Origin of the sequence: Paenibacillus sp. HB172176, assembly GCF_011947265.1 — a bacterium.
Taxonomy (GTDB): Bacteria; Bacillota; Bacilli; order Paenibacillales; family Paenibacillaceae; genus Pristimantibacillus.
On sequence record NZ_JAATHD010000018.1, the window covers coordinates 114,612 to 130,376 of the forward strand.

A 15,765-nucleotide genomic window follows, 5' to 3' on the forward strand; every position below is an offset into this window, starting at 1 on the left:
CCTTCCTCCTATTTGCCTAATTTTTTTGCAATATTTTGATTGAGCTGCTGACGCCATTTGTCGCGGTAAGACTTTGCGCCCTCTTCGCCAGCCAGTGCCGCGCAGAAGCCTTGGATATCGTCGCCGAGCACCTCATGGGCGCTCTGACCGTCCGCCGCCGATTGCTCGAGCAAGCCGAGCACGCCGTCAAGAATCGGCATCAGGTTGCGGCCGCTGAAGTCGGAATATGTCCAGAGAGTACCATTCACTTGTTCCCATGCCGCTTGATAATCGGAGGGCAGCTTCTTGACCCTCGATCCAAACTCCTTAAATTCTTTCGTCATGTCGTTTCCGGTGATTTTATCCCAAAAATTCATTGCGCTCTCTCCTTTAACTCATTCATTTTGGATGATACAAACTCCCATTTTCCCCAGAACTTCTGCAGCACCTCGCGCCCCGCGTCATTGATCGAGAAAAACTTGCGCGGCGGTCCCATGTCGGACGGCTTCTTGGTAATCTCAACCAGCTTGTTCTTCTCAAGCCGGATCAGGATGGTGTACACCGTCCCCTCTACAACATCTGCAAAGCCGAGTGCGTTCAGCTGACGCGTGATTTCGTAGCCGTATGTTTCTTTCCGGCTTATAATTTCAAGCACGCAGCCCTCAAGCACGCCTTTGAGCATTTCCGTTAAATTTTCCAGTTCAATCACTCCTTGCTATTCTGTATCACTGGTATTCAGTATCACTTGTATTCACTGTCACTTATTACCTCTATAAAGTAACACGTAGTAGCGATCCTGTCAACAGCATTCAACCCATTTATCCTAAAAATAATGCTATGGGTAATTCATGACTACAAGCGATAGATCCCACAGCCGCTTGCATCCGCGTCAGTTTGCCGGCTGGAACGATATGCCCGCCGCTGCCGCAGCCATCGTTATGAACAACTTATAAACAATTTCACACTAACTGCACACAATCAGGTACTACTTATGCACAATTAAACGGAAATTATACACAACGTAAAACTTATCAACATATTAAACACAACTTGTGCACAAACTTACGCACAAGTTTCTCGCAAATCATTTATTCATACGATGGGATGCGCAACGCGGCGTATTCCGACTTGGCAGATGTCGGTACAATCATTTCGTCATGATATCGTCAAAGTTTGCTCATTGTGCATTTTTGCACTTTGGGCAATAATATTACTTATGAGAAGGGAGGCCTGAATACAATGGCAATGAACAAACACAGCTTGCGAGACATCAAACGAGAAGCAACCGCTGACGCGCTAGCCGAAGCGGCATACGAGCTGACGATGGAGCGCGGCTTGGACGGATTCACGGTGGAAGATATCGTGCAGCGGGCGGGCTATGCCAGACGAACCTTCGCCAACTACTTCTCATGCAAGGAAGAAGCGGTAGCGAAATCGGCAGCCGTGTTCAAGCATAAGGAAGAGGCGGAGCAGCTCATCGCGAACTTGCCGGACAGCGCTACGCCGCTGGATTTGCTGTCCCATCTGCTGCGGATGAAGCTGGTGACGATATTCCTGATCAAGATGCGTGACCTCATGCGATTGTCGAAGCGCTATCCAACCATTGAGCCCTACCTGCTCAGCGTACTGCACCAGCATCAGTTGATTTTTCAAGAGCTGCTCAGCCAGATGTTCGGTTCGGATTACCCGGCGAGATATCTGCAACAGCTGGCCGGCGCGGTCTATGGCGCTGCTTTGCCCCTGCTCGACGGAAGCGTTCAGCTCCCCCATTCCGCCGAGGATGAAAAGACAGAAACGGTTGAAGAGCATGCCGCTGACAGCATGACCTTGGAGCACTATTGGGATGACCTCTTCGAGCATTTGCGCAATGGGTTTTCTGTACATAGAACATGAGCTAACGGGATAGTCGGCCAACAAATCTATAGAGATAAAGGAGAGCCATACGATTATGTCTACATTCCTGTACAAAATAGGGAAAACAGCCTTCAACAAGCCTTGGCAGTTCATTGCCTCGTGGATCGTCATTCTTGGCATTGTCCTTGGCGTTCTCGGCATTAACGGCATTCATGTCTCCTCGGAGATGAAGATCGAAGGCACGGAATCGCAGAAGGTGCTCGATCAATTGGCCGAAGAGCTGCCGGCAGCCGCCGGAGGACAAGCCAGCGTCGTATTCACGGCTCCCGCAGGAGAACGTCTCGACACACCGGATCGATTAACGGTGTTAATGAATACGATTGGCGCAATCTACGATCAGGAATATGTCATTAATCCTGCCGATTTGGCAGCGGCAGCCGGCGCTGCTGCGGGCGGTTCGGCGGATGCTGCGACGGATGACGGCGCTGCTGTCTCGGAAGCTGCCGACTCCTCTGCCGGGACTTCTGGAAATTCCGAGGCTCAAGGCGGCGCATCCGGTAACGAAGCCGCGCAGGCTGATGCCGGAGCCAGCGAACTGGCGGCAGCTTCCTCCCGGCTGCCTTACGGCCCGCTCATGGCGGACGGCGCTCCTGTTCCAGGCGTAATGCTGTCCTCTGATGGAAGCATCGCCCTGTTCCAGTTCCAATTCACCGTTCAGCAGATGTCGGTGCCGCAAGAGGTCATCGATTCGATTCTTGATTCCTTGACCGCCGTGGAAAACAGCGGAACCGGCATTAAGGCATTGCCGAGCGACACCTTCGTATCGAAGCCTGCGGTCGGCGCCACCGAAGGCATCGGCATCGTAATTGCCGCCGTCGTGCTTGTGATCACGCTGGGCTCAGTAGTGGCCGCAGGCTTGCCGCTCATCACCGCCCTTCTCGGAGTAGGCATCAGTGTAGGCGGCGCTTACGCGTTCTCGAAATTCATTCCGATGACGGATATTACGCCCGCTCTGGCGCTGATGGTCGGCCTTGCCGTCGGCATCGACTACTCCCTCTTCATCGTGAACCGCCAGCGGCGCATCATGATGGATCAAGGACTCAGCGCACGCGAAGCGGCAAGCCGCGCGGTCGGCACGGCCGGCAGCGCCGTCTTCTTCGCGGGGCTTACGGTCATCATCGCGCTCTGCGGCATGCTTGTCATCGGCATCGCCTTCCTGTCGACGATGGCGCTCGTCGCCGCCGCGAGCGTATTCGTCAACGTGCTGATCGCGTTAACCTTGCTGCCCGCCATTCTCGGCCTGGTCGGCGAGCGCATCTGCTCGGACAAAGCGCGCGCGAAGAGCAAGGAGCAAGCGCGTAAAGCGAACCGCGGCGCGGCCCATAACTGGGCAAGCGGCGTAGTGAAACGGCGCTGGCCTGTAATCGTCGGCGTCATTGTTATTTTGGGCGCAGTTGCGATGCCTGTTCTGGATATGAGGATGGGCATTCCGTCCGGCGACACCGCGAATCTCGACACGCCGGCCAGACAGAGCTTCGAAGCGATCAAGAAGGGCTTCGGCGAGGGCTACAACGCGCCGCTGTTATTGGTAGCGGAGCCTGCGAATGAAGGCGGCGCAATTTCCAATGAAGCGCTGACTAGCCTGGTCGGAAAGCTTCAGGTCCATGAGGATGTGTCCCTCGTCACTCCGATGGGCATGAACGAATCGGGCGACATCGCAATTATCAGCTTGATTCCGAATTCAGGACCGACGGATGACGAAACGAAGAACCTGGTGCAAGACTTGCGCGATTCCGATTCGAGCATGCTTCAAGAGAGCGGTCTTAAGCTTGGCGTGACCGGCTTCACCGCCATCAACATCGACATGTCGGCGAAGCTTGCGGAAGCATTCCCGGTTTATGTCGGCATTATCGGCATTTTGTCGATCCTCATTCTGCTGCTTGTCTTCCGATCGATTATCGTTCCTGTCAAAGCCACTGTCGGCTTCCTACTCAGCATTCTGGCCACCTTCGGCATCTCCACGGCCGTGTTCCAATGGGGGTGGCTGCATGAGCTGCTCGGCTTCGATACTGGCGGCCCGCTGCTCAGCTTCATGCCGATCATGGTAACCGGAATCCTGTACGGTCTCGCGATGGATTACCAGGTGTTCCTGGTCAGCTCGATGCGCGAATCCTATGTGCACGGCCATCACGGCACGGACAGCGTCATCGACGGCTACCAGCAATCGAGTCGGGTCGTAGTGGCGGCTGCGGTCATCATGGTATCGGTCTTTGCCGGCTTCGTGCTGACCGAGGACATTATGCTGAAGCAGATCGGCTTCGCGCTGGCCATCGGCATTCTCATCGACGCCTTCATCGTCCGCATGGCGCTCGTTCCCGCCGTTATGGCCGCCTTCGGCGATCATGCTTGGCGCATACCAAGATGGCTCGACCGTCTGCTGCCGAACCTTGATGTCGAGGGCGATAAGCTGATCGCTCAGTTGAATGCCCAGGAGAACGGCAAAGCCCAATCGGCCAACACGAGGAACAAAGCCAAAGTGAGCTCGAAGAGATAAGGCTCCTATGAATAAGAACAGAGCTGCACAGTCATCAATGACGACGTGCAGCTCTGTTCTTTGTTGCAAGTATGTTATCTCTTTCAGGCAAATCGCAAGAATCCTAAACACGGTATAATCATCAGACCTGCGCCGAGCGCAATATGGATCCATATAAACGTAATGGCGATTCGATCCCAATGTGATATCAATATAATGTTCCAGCAGATCAGGCCAAGTCCTCGCAGTAAGGTCCGCATCGCAGAGTATAACGAGGCTGTTCACAAAAAAACGGACTCCTCGCCAATGCCTGAATAGGCATTACTATGAGAAAAGTCCGTCATTACGATTGCCTGTCAAGCTTGCTGCTCCCTCTAGCCGAAGAAGAAATCAAGGATGTTCGAGCCTGCCGAAGCTTGTTTATTGTAAAATTCCGAATAGCCGCAATTATCGCAAGAAACGACGACAAACTGATTGTTTTGAATATCGAACATTTTGGAGAGACCGGTGCCTGTCATGGCAACCTCCTTCGTGCTGGCATCCTGACATCCGCATTTCACGCATCCATTTCCGCTCATTCTTCATCACTCCTTCAAGGGTATAACCCCTTATACGTCTCCACCTTCAGGAAGGTTGCATAGGGCAACTATATGGCAGCGAGGTTAATCGTCCTTCTTGTTGCTCTGCTGCTCTCACAGCTGCCGGTATTGCCACATGCCTATTCATAAGCATCGATGCGACGCTGAAGGCGCTTAATGCCAAGGTACCTGCTGAAGAGCTTAATCGGATTAAGGGTCAGTATCATAGCTTGGCGACAAAGGTGAAAGAGTATTATGGCGTGGAGCTTCCTTCTCCTTATGAGGTATTCTGCAATCCCGCTCCGCTGACGATTGTTTATACGGTTAAGGATTTTCAGCCGGAAGGTGATTCATTCGACGATTCTTGCAAATTCGTCGGTCCTTCAATTGCGCCACGAGCAGCGCAGACGAGCTTTGATTTTACTGTACTGGAAGGGAAGAGCGTCATCTATTTAACGCTCGGCACGGTGTTCAATCAAGCGGTCGCCTTCTATAAGGAATGCTTCGAGGCGTTCGGGGATACGGAGCATATCGTCGTCATGTCGGTCGGTTCGAGAACGCAGCTTAATGAGCTGGGAAAAATTACCGGAAACTTCATCGTTGAACATTATGTTCCGCAGATGGAAGTACTGTCCCACGCTCGATTGTTCATTACGCATGGCGGCATGAACAGTACACATGAGGGCCTCTATTACGGTGTGCCGCTTGTTGTCATTCCCCAAAGTGCCGATCAGCCGGTCATTGCTCGGCAAGTCGTCCGCTCCGGGGCAGGCGTTTCCTTGCAAATGCAGGATGTGAACGCAGCGCTGCTGCGAGAAACGGCTGATCATGTGTTGGGGCACGTCTCCTTCAAGACAATAGCTATGGCTATGAGTGAATCGCTGAGGCGGGCGGGCGGTTACAGGCAGTCGGCGGAGGCGATTATCGAATTTCGAAATCGCTATGCGGCTGGTTGAGTTGGCTGGCGCAGGTTCGCAGAGCTGCTGGCTCGATTCTGTGCGTTTCGCCAGCTGCAACACTGGTTTTCAGCGTTACAGAGAAAATTCTGCGTGTTTCGCGGGCTGCAGTGTTGGTTTTCAGCGCTACAGGGCCGCTTACGCGGACTTCGCTAGCCGCAGCGCTGATTTCCAGCGCTACAGAGCCGATTCTGTGTGTTTCGCGGGCTACAGCGCTGGTTTCCAGCGCTACAGGTTCACTTCCCCAGGCTTCGCCGACTGCAGCGCTGGTTTTCAACTCTACAGAGTATACTTCACTCGCAGTTACTTCTCCCGCACTGTAATCCTTCTCTCCTTGACGCGGGAGACCGGCTTCACGCGGTTCGAGTCCAGCATGACCGGGCCGAGTCGGTACGCGAGGGATAGCTTGTACGGCGTATCACCGAATTGCCAGAGACGCATCATCTCTTCCATGCTGTATTGAATCGGCGTAATGCGAAGATCCGCGCCGGACTCCGCCAACGTACCTTCCAGCGCCGACCCCCGCATAATGCTATTGTCGTACAACACTTCAGCCACCTTGCCGAGGAGACGGTGCTCATCCAAGGTCCGCGTCAGCCGATCGGCAGTGGAGTGCGCGGTGATAAGACATTCCAGGTCCATCGCCCGCGGCGGATACTTCATCACGTCGCCTTCCACAATCATATCATTTCGCCGCGAATCCGCATTGTCGCGCACCGAGCATATGTAGATCGATATGATCAAATCTCCCTTGTCAGCCGGATTGGCCATGCCAATCAACTCTTGCTGCGGCACCATGTCCGGCGCCAGCTCCTCACGCAGAAGCCTCAGCAGGCTTGCGCCCGCATCCGCAATAATCGTATAGCTTCCCATTTATACGTTCCCTCCACCTGGCATTAGTTGAAGGGAGGCCTCCAAGAACGCCAGAATTTTATTCGTCCAACCATTTGGAGCAGTTTAAACCTCTGAGATATTTTATAAGAAAATCTTAATCGAGGTTTTTGAAGATGAGCGACTGCATTTAAAGGTAGATTTTAAAGATGCAAATATCTGCATCTTTTTGCTGTGAAGCAGTGGGTTAAGGATAAATTCCTGTATATTTGCAGCAATTTCAAATTCTACAGTCGGAATTCTCTAATTAAGTTAGTCGCTGCACAGCTGCCGTGATGCATCAGTCGAGTTAGTCACTGTTCTGCAGCCGGAATTCGCCAGCCGAGCTAGTCGCTGTAAGGCGCGAAGGTGCTTCGCATCGGAATCTGGCCCAGCTTCTGAAGCTCCGCCCGCGCCGCGCGAACCATATGCTTCATCGCGATCGGCCTCTGCTCCCCAGCCGCGAGAAAGGCGGCAGCAAGCACGATATTTTTGATATGCCCGCCTGACAGATCAACGCGCTGAGCGAGAAACGGAATATCCAGGTCCTCGTCGCGCGGGGCCCCGGCAGGAAGCAGCGATTCGAATATTCTTGCGCGATCCTCCGCGTTCGGGAATGGAAATTTGACGATTGCGCTCATTCGCCGCAGCAGCGCTTCATCCAGATTTTGCATCAGATTAGTAGCCAGGATCGTAACGCCGTCATACGCTTCGATCAATTGAAGCAAATACGCCGCTTCCATGTTCGCGTAGCGGTCATGCGCGTCCTTCACTTCCGTCCGCTTGCCGAACAACGCATCCCCCTCGTCGAAGAACAGAATGGCGCTGCTCTGCCGCGCTTCCTCGAACAGCTCGCGAAGCCGCTGCTCCGTCTCGCCGATATACTTGCTTACGATGCGGGAGAGATCAACTCGGTACAGCTCAAGGCCCAGCTCTCCCGCCGCCACCTCGGCGGCCATCGTCTTCCCTGTGCCGGGAGGGCCGGCGAACAGCATATGGGCGCCCGTTCCGTATGACAGCTTGCTGCCAAAGCCCCATTCCCCGAATACCTTCTCGCGAAGGATGTAACGGCTGCACGCCTCTTGCAGCAGCGACTTCGACTCCGCCGGAAGAATGAGATCCGCCCAGCCCCTGCGCGGCTCGATCGCAACGGCATGCTGCGCCAGACGATGGCGAAACTGGCCTCGAGCGGCCTTCGCCAAATCGGCCTTGCCCGGCCAGTAGGCCCCCCGTCCGCTTGCATGGACAATCGCCTGCTTCCAAGCCGATGAAATCTGCCCTGGCGTGAGGTGGAATTGCTCTGCGAGCTCCGCCCCAATCAAGGCGTAATCGGGCGGACCGGAAGCTTGCGAGATCGCCTCGCGAACCAACGCTTCCCCGCTCTCTCGCCCAAGCTCCGCCACAGCTTCGCCGCCGCTCGCCGCTGCGCGCAGCCGCTCCAGCTCCGCCGCATGCCGCCGCCACAGCATGGCGCGTTCGGCAGCCGCGGGCAGCGGAAGTTCCGCGCTCCAGTACGCGGCTTGCTCCGGCAGCGGAAGATCGCCGATCGCTCTGCGCTCCGTCGACAGCCAGCCAATGAGCGGATTGCGCGCTTGCGCCGCATAAGCTTGAAGCGTCGACACAAGCAGCTCTCTCGGAAGCCGCTCCCTCCATGCGCTGTCCGATTCTGCCAGCGCAATCGCCGCATCCGTCAGCAGCGCCTCGCGGACAACGCCGCCGAGCAGGCTGCGCAGCTGCTCCTCGCCCTGCGGCAGCGCGGCGAGGGAGACGACTAGCAATCGCCGTCCGTCCCTCGCGGCGATGCGATGCCAAAGCTCGCGCTTGCCGCTGCCGCGAGCGCCCCACAATCCGATGACCGGCAGGCTGTCCTGCGGCCACTCGTCTACAACACGCCGGACGGCTGCCTCTGCCTCCGACAGCCCTTCCCATGCCAGCTTCGATGCGTCCCCTGGTTCTCTCGCCTCTACGCAATCGGCCAGTCGCCCGTCAAGCAGTTCCGTACCAAGCAAGAAGCTGACCACGCGATGATCCAGGATCAACGGCGATCGAAGGCTTAGCGTTGCAGCTCCGCCGTCCGAAGGCTGCAGCAGCCAGCGCCGCAGCTTGCCGTCTTGCTCAAGCAGCCCCCGGCCCAAACGCCAATCCTCGGCTCCATCGCCAAGCAGCCTTAAGGCCAGATTGACCGTGGCGTGCTTTGCAGTCGCATCATCATTCAGATAGGCGTACCACTTCTCGAATTTGCGGTCGAGCTCAACCGCAAGGCAGAGCAGCACGCAGCGATACTCCCACACCGTTAGACGGAACGCCTCAGCCAGCTTGGGCAGCGGCAGCTCGGATCCGCGATGCGCGCGTTCGCGAATCCGCTCCTCCGTCTCCTTGCGAAACGCCGAATACGCCTGCCATGCGCGAAGCGCTTGCTCGTTCTCCGAGGGATCCGCCGCGAGCAGCTCGTCCCGGTCAATCATCATTCCCTTGTAAGCCGCCAGCGGATCGTTAAGCGGATCATCGCCGCTAATGTCCAGAAGCGTACGCAGGCCCGCCTCCAGCCATGCCATCTCGTCCCGAATATGCTCTGCCGCCCCGTACACGCCAAGAGCACTGCTCGAACTGCTCATCCCCGCCATCTCCCAGCTCTCATTTATATGCTTGCATTATAGCATAATTCCCGCGCGGAATATGCCCTGATTTGACAGCAATAGACAGCATTTGACGCCTTCTTGCGAATTCGCGCCGGCAGCCTGCCGCAGCCCGGAACGCTCCATTAAATGACAAACTCCTCCGTACTCGCAGAAGCGTTCCGCATCGCCTTCATATCCTGCAGCGGAGGCAGGCCGAACAACCTGCGATACTCCCGATTGAATTGCGACGGACTTTCGTACCCGACCTCCAAAGCCGCCGCCGTCGCTCCCGCAAGACCGCCCAGCATGAGACGTCTGGCTTCCTGCAAACGCAATTGCTTCTGATATTGCAGCGGCCCCATTGTCGTAACCGCCTTGAACTTATGATGCAAGCCGGACACGCTCATGCTGCATGCCTTCGCAAGCTCCTCCACCGTGAACGCATCCGCATAATGCTCCTTAATCCATCGTATCGCCTTTCCCACACCGTTCGCGCTTTGATCGAAGAGCGCTCGCTGCAGGAACAAATGCCCGTAATCTCCAACCAACAGGTTGAAAATCATCTCCTTCTTGATCAGGTCGGATAGGAACCGAATTTCCTCCGAAGGTCTCCCCCCGAGCTTCAACAGCCGCTCGAACCCGCTGAGCAAAACATCGTCTGATCGCCCCACGAACGCTCCTGCGCTCAAGTCTCCCGCCTTCGCCGTCATGTCGATGCCTCCCTCCATAATGACAGAAGCAATTTCTTGCGTTGTGAAATCAATCCGCAATCCAATATAAGGCGCCTCTTGCGACGCGCCGACGATTTCAGAGGATGCAGGCAGGTCGATCATCGACGCCAAATAATCGCCAGCTGCATAATGATAAATCTCCCCGCCTAAATAAAGCTTCTTCTCACCCTGTAGAATCAGGCAAAAAGAAGGAGTCAAGACTCCCTGATGCCGCTTCGACTCCCGGCTGCTTCTAACAATCGTAAGAAACGGAACGGGAGTCGGCGTCCTTCCTTCCTCCCGTGTTATGCCTTCACTCAAATAACCGAGCTTTTCTAAATAACCTCCCATTCTACAGCCCTGCTTCCCCGTTCGAATCTGCTCTGCTTCATCATGAGCATCTCCCCCTTCCCAATCTGAATTATAACGTTAAGAAAGCGAATTGCAATACATCCTTCTAACATGATTAGTTTTGCAGAATCAGGCAATTAATATGCAGGAACAATCTACTTCCCGTCTTCGCTGTCATTCATAATGAGAAGCAGAACACCACCACAACTTGAACGAAGAGAGGAACATACATGATGCACACATCAAAATGGAACCTATTAGCCATTATCATCGTTTGTCAACTGCTCGTCGTGCTCGACGCCTCCATTATGGTCACTTCCATGCCTCAAATCGGCCGATCGCTGCATATGTCGACCACAGCATTAACCTGGGTGCAGAACAGCTATATTCTCGCTTTCGGAGGCTTCCTGCTGCTAGGCGCTCGGGCCGGAGATCTCCTTGGCCGCCGCAGCATTCTTCTTGCGGGCATCGGCCTGTTCGCGCTTGCCTCCATGCTGGCGGGACTCGCGCCAACCGCTGCATTCTTGCTTGTCTCCCGTGCCGTGCAAGGCTTTGCAGCGGCCTTCACAACGCCTGCAGCACTTGCCTTCCTATCTGTGAGCTTCACAGAGATCAAGGAACGCTCCAAAGCGCTCGCCATCTATAGCGCCGTTTCCGCGGCGGGCGGCAGCATAGGCCTTTTGCTAGGCGGTATCTTCACCGACTTCATCTCCTGGCGTCTAGGTATGTTCATTAACGTTCCAATCGGCCTCACCTTGCTGTTCATGGTTGGGCGCCATGTGCCCCGGACAGCCGCAAGAGCGGGAAGCTTCGATCTATGGGGAGCCGTCACCTCCGTCATCGGTATGACCTCGTTGATCTATGGCTTTGTCCAAGCCTCGGATAATGGCTGGAGCAATGCCATCACCCTCGCAGCACTTGCGGGAGGCGCTCTCTCCATAGCGGTCTTCGTGAACATTGAGGCCAGAGTTCCAGAGCCGATCATCCCGCTCCGCCTGTTCGCCAGCCGCCAGCGAACCGGAGGCTACCTGGGGAGATTCCTGTTCTTGTGCGGCAACTTCTCGCTCTTCTTCTTCATCCCGCAATTTCTGCAAAATGTTCTTGATTTCAGTTCCTTGGAAGCCGGCCTTGCCTTCCTGCCCTTCACTGCAGCCCAATTCGGCATGATGTACGTAATGCCTGGACTGCTGCGCCGCTTCGGGAACGGCAAGGTGCTGATTGCCGGTCTGATCATCGCTATCATCTGCACAAGTTGGATGAGCCAGATCGTTGCCACAGGACTTTCATTCTTCCCGCAAATGTTTTTGCTATTAACCGTCATGGGCATTGGAGCCGGCATGGTGTTCCAGCCGTTCACTGCAATGGGCCTGACGGACGTCGAGCCGCGCGATACCGGAGCCGCCTCGGGGCTTGTCAATGTCGCACATCAGAACGGCTCCTCGTTGGGCCTGGCTGTTCTCATCGCGGTCTTCAATATGGCGATTGCAGACGATCAAGCTGACAAACAGCAATTCGCCCATGCAGCTTCTCATTCCATCGCAGGGTCAGCCGTCTTCCTGATCGCTTCGCTAATCGCCGTTCTTATCTGTCTCGCTCCGAAAGCCGGTTCTGCAAGAGCCCGCAGCGAAATGCAATAATGGCGGAGACACGGAGGAGGTTGTCTCCGGCATTCAAGGAGAATGGATTCTCGCTTGCTCGCTGGGCGACACGTCGATCTTCTAACGGACCCTTGCAAAACTTGCTGAGCGAGCGGCATCCCGAAAAACATTCGTGCATATGACCGCCAAATCACTCATAATCTCCCATAATCAATTGATCCAGAGTCGTTCCGCCGAGAACCATCGGATAGACATTCTCGTCTCTGGGTATAACAAACTCAACGAGCACCGGACCAGATGTATTCAAAGCCTCATGCCAAGCCTCCCGCGCTTCCGCCTTGGTGCCCGCTCTCAAGCCCTTGATTCCGTAAGCTTCGGCAAGCTTGACGAAATCGGGGCTGCCCGCAAGCTCGATCTGACTGAACCGATTCTCGTACATAATCTCCTGCTGCTGTCTCACCATGCCCAGCACCCCATTGTTCAGCACGACAATTTTGACGGGAATTTGCTGGAGGGCGCAAATCGCCAGCTCCTGTGCGCACATCTGCATGCCCCCGTCGCCGTTGATCGAGACGACCAGACGATCGGGATTGCCCGCTTGAGCCCCTATCGCGGACGGGAACCCGAAGCCCATCGTTCCGGAGCCTCCCGAGGTCACAAGTGAACGCGGATGCTTGAAGCGGTAAAACTGCGCCGTCCACATCTGATGCTGCCCAACATCCGTCGTAATAATCGCGTCTCCTTGCGTCGTCTCGCTAATCATCTCTATGACGTATTGCGGCTTCAGCTCCGTCTCGGAATCCTTGTAGCGAAGCGGATATGCCTTCTTGTTCGACTGGACATGTTCTATCCAGGCGGTTGACCGCGCGGGCTCGGCGATCGTATTGGCATACTCCAGCACCTCTCTAATATCGCCGACGCAGGCTATATCCGTCTTGATATTCTTGCCAATCTCAGCGGGATCGATATCGATGTGAGCGATCCACTTGGCCTGCGGAGCAAAGCCGACCACCTTCATCGTCACCCGATCATCGAATCGCGAGCCGATGGAGAGCACCAGATCCGCCTCCTGAATCGCCATGTTCGCCGCATAGACGCCATGGTGGCCCGGCATTCCGAGCCACAGCTCATTCGCACTCGGGAATCCGCCTAGTCCAAGCAGCGTCGTGACTACAGGGATTTTTGTTTTTTTCACAAACTCGATCAGCTCTTGCGACGCATCCGAATAGACAACTCCTCCCCCGGCGATAATGACCGGCTTCTCTGATTGCTTAATGACCTTAACAAGCTCATCAATCGCTGCGTAATCAGGGTTTGGCGTCGCGCCGTAGCCTCGCAGATACATTTCGTCCGACGGTTGATACATCATGCGCTGATTGGACACATCCTTCGGAATATCGATCAGTACCGGTCCCTTCCGCCCCGTGCTTGCAATGTGGAATGCTTCATGAACGATTCTCGGAAGATCACGCACATCCCGCACGAAATAGTTATGCTTGGTGATGGGCATCGTCATGCTCACGATATCCGCCTCCTGGAAGGCATCCGTGCCAATGAGCGCAGAGGAGACATTGCCCGTAATGATGACCAGCGGCACTGAATCCATATAAGCCGTCGCGATGCCGGTAATCAGATTGGTCGCTCCCGGTCCGGAGGTCGCCAGGCATACCCCAACTCTGCCCGTCGAGCGGGCATAGCCGTCCGCCGCATGAATCGCGCCTTGCTCATGCCTCGTTAGAATGTGTTTGAAATTCGGCTCATTCACCATCGCATCGTAGATGTAGAGCACATTCCCGCCCGGATACCCGAATACGCACTCGGTTCCTTCCCTGAGCAAGCTGCGCAGAAGCGCTTGAGAGCCCGTCACCCATTCCTGCGAAAATCCCTCTTCCGCCATCCTTTCTTCGCCGATTGTTTCTTGCCTGTTCGTAATCTCCTTCTCCATCTGAATGCCTCCCCGAAATCAAAATAGCCCCTCTCATCCTCCGCAGGCGGCAGCAATTGCCGCGCCTGAAGGGACGAAAGGGGCTCCTTTCGCGGTACCACCCTGATTTGCCGGAAATCTCGCGATTTTCGGCCTCATGAGGCAAGGTTCATCTTGCCTGCAGCGCGATAACGTGCGCCATTCCGTTTGAATCTACTCATCGAATCGCATACAATCGCTGACGCCGACTGTCCGCATGCAGTCTCGACTTTCTGTCAAAAAGCTCCGAGAGCGACATCGCATGAAGGATTACGGCAAAGGTTTCAGCTTTCCCTCTGCTCTCTGGGCATAAGAGCCTTCCTGCTTTCTTCTCATCATCGCTGATTGCTATATACGTCAAAAACCCCTCTCATCCTCAGACGACAGCAGCAATTGCCGTGCCTGAAGGGACGAAAGGGGAATATTTCGCGGTACCACCCTGATTCGCCGGAAATCTTGCGACTCCAGCCTCATGAGGCAGGAACACCCTGCCTGCAGCGCAATAACGAGCGCCACCCCGTTCGAATCTACTCATCGAATCGCGCGCAATCGCATGCCGATACGACTTTCTGTCGAAAGCTCCAAGAGCGACATCGCATGAAGGATTATGGCAAAGGTTCCAGCTTTCCCTCTGCTCTCTGAACATAAGAGCCTTCCTGCTTTCTTCTCATCACAGCCGAATATTGTGGGATTATGTTAGCACAGACGAGATGATTAATCAATTGCTTTCTTTACTCGTTGTCAAATGCTTCAACGCCTCCCGCCTGCTAAGCGGCTGCAGGGATTCATTCGCTGCGAACCTAATCACAGCATCCGGATTCACCCGCTCTATCGAAGAATCATATCGTTATTTCCTCAAAATCGACTACTCCTTGAATCTAAAGAAGATTTATAACGCTAACGCTTCAAAAACGGCTCCTTCGTCGATAAAAAAGAACGAATAAGAATACAGATCTTCGTTAGATTTTTGAAACATGCGACAACTCATAAATAACGTTATCAGGATTCATTAAAATTCCACTTCGCATACCATTCAATCTATAAGCTGAACTCGGTTTCTCATTTAATCAAATCAATCATACCACGAAGGATCATCAGATTGATGAACCCAATTGCTAGTTATGACAAAATATAGATGAATGGCCATTCAGGAAGGAGGAGTAGCCGAACTTGAACATAGATGAGTTAATCGTGCTTGTGGAACAGCACGGGAAGTCTATTCACCGATTTTGCTACAAGCTGACCGGGAACAAAGAGAACGCGGACGATTTGTACCAAGAAACCTTCCTTAGGGCGGTGGAGCTGCGACACAAGATGGATAGGTCCAGCAACCCCAAAGCCTTCCTCATTGCAATAGCTGTTCGGCTCAACAAAAATCATCGCCGCAAGTTTGCATGGAGACAGCGAATTGCGCCTACAGCCGAGCTTGAAGAGGCAACCGCTTCCTCCTCGTCGAGCGCAAGCTATGGATTGCCGGAAGAAGTCTTACTGTCATCAGAGCTTCGCGACCTGATTCAAGACGCGGCTTGCCAGTTGGACGAGAAGCTGAGGCTTCCCCTTTATATGTTTTATACAGCGGAGATGTCTATTGTGGAAATAGCTGCGGCGTGAGAAAACCTCTATCGAGGCCTTTCGAAGATGAGCGACCGCGTTTAGAGGAAGGTTTAATACGAAAATAAATGCTGCATAATGGATGGTATGGTGGTTACGAGCAAAAAAAAGCCCCACCTCCCGAAAATCTGATGTTTCAAAAAA

Annotated in this window: 12 protein-coding genes; 5 read left to right on the forward strand and 7 right to left on the reverse strand. The window is 54.4% G+C overall.

The annotated features are described in order from the left end of the window. Positions 1 to 8: 8 nt before the first annotated feature. Positions 9 to 356 (reverse strand): DUF1048 domain-containing protein, encoded by a 348-nt coding sequence (locus HFP08_RS20650; RefSeq protein ID WP_168122500.1) that lies wholly within the window; start codon positions 354 to 356, stop codon positions 9 to 11. Continuing rightward, entirely contained in the window at positions 353 to 661 is a 309-nt protein-coding gene (locus tag HFP08_RS20655) for a PadR family transcriptional regulator (RefSeq protein WP_168122516.1), read from the reverse strand. The genes HFP08_RS20650 and HFP08_RS20655 overlap by 4 nt, the downstream gene beginning before the upstream one ends. A 557-nt stretch (positions 662 to 1,218) precedes the next feature. Between HFP08_RS20655 and HFP08_RS20660 the strand changes: the two genes are divergently transcribed. Together HFP08_RS20660 and HFP08_RS20665 are read left to right on the forward strand one after the other, a co-directional pair. Then, positions 1,219 to 1,872 carry a TetR/AcrR family transcriptional regulator gene (locus HFP08_RS20660; RefSeq protein WP_240941635.1) on the forward strand — a complete coding sequence of 218 codons (654 nt, stop codon included), beginning with the start codon at positions 1,219 to 1,221 and terminating at the stop codon, positions 1,870 to 1,872. A gap of 55 nt (positions 1,873 to 1,927) precedes the next feature. Next, a complete protein-coding gene (locus HFP08_RS20665; protein ID WP_168122501.1) occupies positions 1,928 to 4,387 on the forward strand; it encodes an MMPL family transporter in 2,460 nt (819 codons plus the stop codon). Positions 4,388 to 4,740: 353 nt separating this feature from the next. Here the strand turns inward: HFP08_RS20665 and HFP08_RS20670 are convergent, their stop codons facing one another. Next, positions 4,741 to 4,944 carry a zinc ribbon domain-containing protein gene (locus HFP08_RS20670; RefSeq protein ID WP_168122502.1) on the reverse strand — a complete coding sequence of 68 codons (204 nt, stop codon included), beginning with the start codon at positions 4,942 to 4,944 and terminating at the stop codon, positions 4,741 to 4,743. 242 nt (positions 4,945 to 5,186) lie between these two features. On the opposite strand from HFP08_RS20670, the gene HFP08_RS20675 reads away from it, so the two are divergent. Beyond that, positions 5,187 to 5,900: a nucleotide disphospho-sugar-binding domain-containing protein gene (locus tag HFP08_RS20675; RefSeq protein ID WP_346768752.1), complete on the forward strand. Its 714-nt coding sequence runs from the start codon at positions 5,187 to 5,189 to the stop codon at positions 5,898 to 5,900. Between the two features lie 303 nt (positions 5,901 to 6,203). Here the strand turns inward: HFP08_RS20675 and HFP08_RS20680 are convergent, their stop codons facing one another. The 3 genes from HFP08_RS20680 to HFP08_RS20690 form a co-directional block, all read right to left on the reverse strand. Beyond that, positions 6,204 to 6,773: a Pvc16 family protein gene (locus HFP08_RS20680; protein ID WP_168122503.1), complete on the reverse strand. Its 570-nt coding sequence runs from the start codon at positions 6,771 to 6,773 to the stop codon at positions 6,204 to 6,206. Between the two features lie 344 nt (positions 6,774 to 7,117). Continuing rightward, positions 7,118 to 9,385 carry an AAA family ATPase gene (locus HFP08_RS20685; RefSeq protein ID WP_168122504.1) on the reverse strand — a complete coding sequence of 756 codons (2,268 nt, stop codon included), beginning with the start codon at positions 9,383 to 9,385 and terminating at the stop codon, positions 7,118 to 7,120. Positions 9,386 to 9,531: 146 nt separating this feature from the next. Further along, positions 9,532 to 10,449, reverse strand: a complete 918-nt coding sequence (locus HFP08_RS20690) for an AraC family transcriptional regulator (protein WP_168122505.1) — start codon at positions 10,447 to 10,449, stop codon at positions 9,532 to 9,534. Positions 10,450 to 10,679: 230 nt separating this feature from the next. Between HFP08_RS20690 and HFP08_RS20695 the strand changes: the two genes are divergently transcribed. Continuing rightward, complete coding sequence (locus tag HFP08_RS20695) at positions 10,680 to 12,086, forward strand: MFS transporter (protein ID WP_240941637.1); 1,407 nt, start codon at positions 10,680 to 10,682, stop codon at positions 12,084 to 12,086. A gap of 151 nt (positions 12,087 to 12,237) precedes the next feature. On the opposite strand, the gene ilvB is transcribed toward HFP08_RS20695, so the two are convergent. Beyond that, a complete protein-coding gene (gene ilvB / locus HFP08_RS20700; RefSeq protein WP_240941646.1) occupies positions 12,238 to 13,944 on the reverse strand; it encodes a biosynthetic-type acetolactate synthase large subunit in 1,707 nt (568 codons plus the stop codon). A gap of 1,236 nt (positions 13,945 to 15,180) precedes the next feature. Between ilvB and HFP08_RS20705 the strand changes: the two genes are divergently transcribed. Next, positions 15,181 to 15,621, forward strand: coding sequence for an RNA polymerase sigma factor (locus tag HFP08_RS20705; protein WP_168122507.1), 441 nt, complete (start codon positions 15,181 to 15,183; stop codon positions 15,619 to 15,621). Positions 15,622 to 15,765 lie beyond the last annotated feature (144 nt).

Coding starts and splice junctions, on each gene's coding strand:
- HFP08_RS20650 (WP_168122500.1), bottom strand. CDS start 356: ATGAATTTTTGGGATAAAATCACCGGAAACGACATGACGAAAGAATTT.
- HFP08_RS20655 (WP_168122516.1), bottom strand. CDS start 661: ATGCTCAAAGGCGTGCTTGAGGGCTGCGTGCTTGAAATTATAAGCCGG.
- HFP08_RS20660 (WP_240941635.1), top strand. CDS start 1,219: ATGGCAATGAACAAACACAGCTTGCGAGACATCAAACGAGAAGCAACC.
- HFP08_RS20665 (WP_168122501.1), top strand. CDS start 1,928: ATGTCTACATTCCTGTACAAAATAGGGAAAACAGCCTTCAACAAGCCT.
- HFP08_RS20670 (WP_168122502.1), bottom strand. CDS start 4,944: ATGAGCGGAAATGGATGCGTGAAATGCGGATGTCAGGATGCCAGCACG.
- HFP08_RS20680 (WP_168122503.1), bottom strand. CDS start 6,773: ATGGGAAGCTATACGATTATTGCGGATGCGGGCGCAAGCCTGCTGAGG.
- HFP08_RS20685 (WP_168122504.1), bottom strand. CDS start 9,385: ATGAGCAGTTCGAGCAGTGCTCTTGGCGTGTACGGGGCGGCAGAGCAT.
- HFP08_RS20690 (WP_168122505.1), bottom strand. CDS start 10,449: ATGGGAGGTTATTTAGAAAAGCTCGGTTATTTGAGTGAAGGCATAACA.
- HFP08_RS20695 (WP_240941637.1), top strand. CDS start 10,680: ATGATGCACACATCAAAATGGAACCTATTAGCCATTATCATCGTTTGT.
- ilvB (WP_240941646.1), bottom strand. CDS start 13,944: ATGGCGGAAGAGGGATTTTCGCAGGAATGGGTGACGGGCTCTCAAGCG.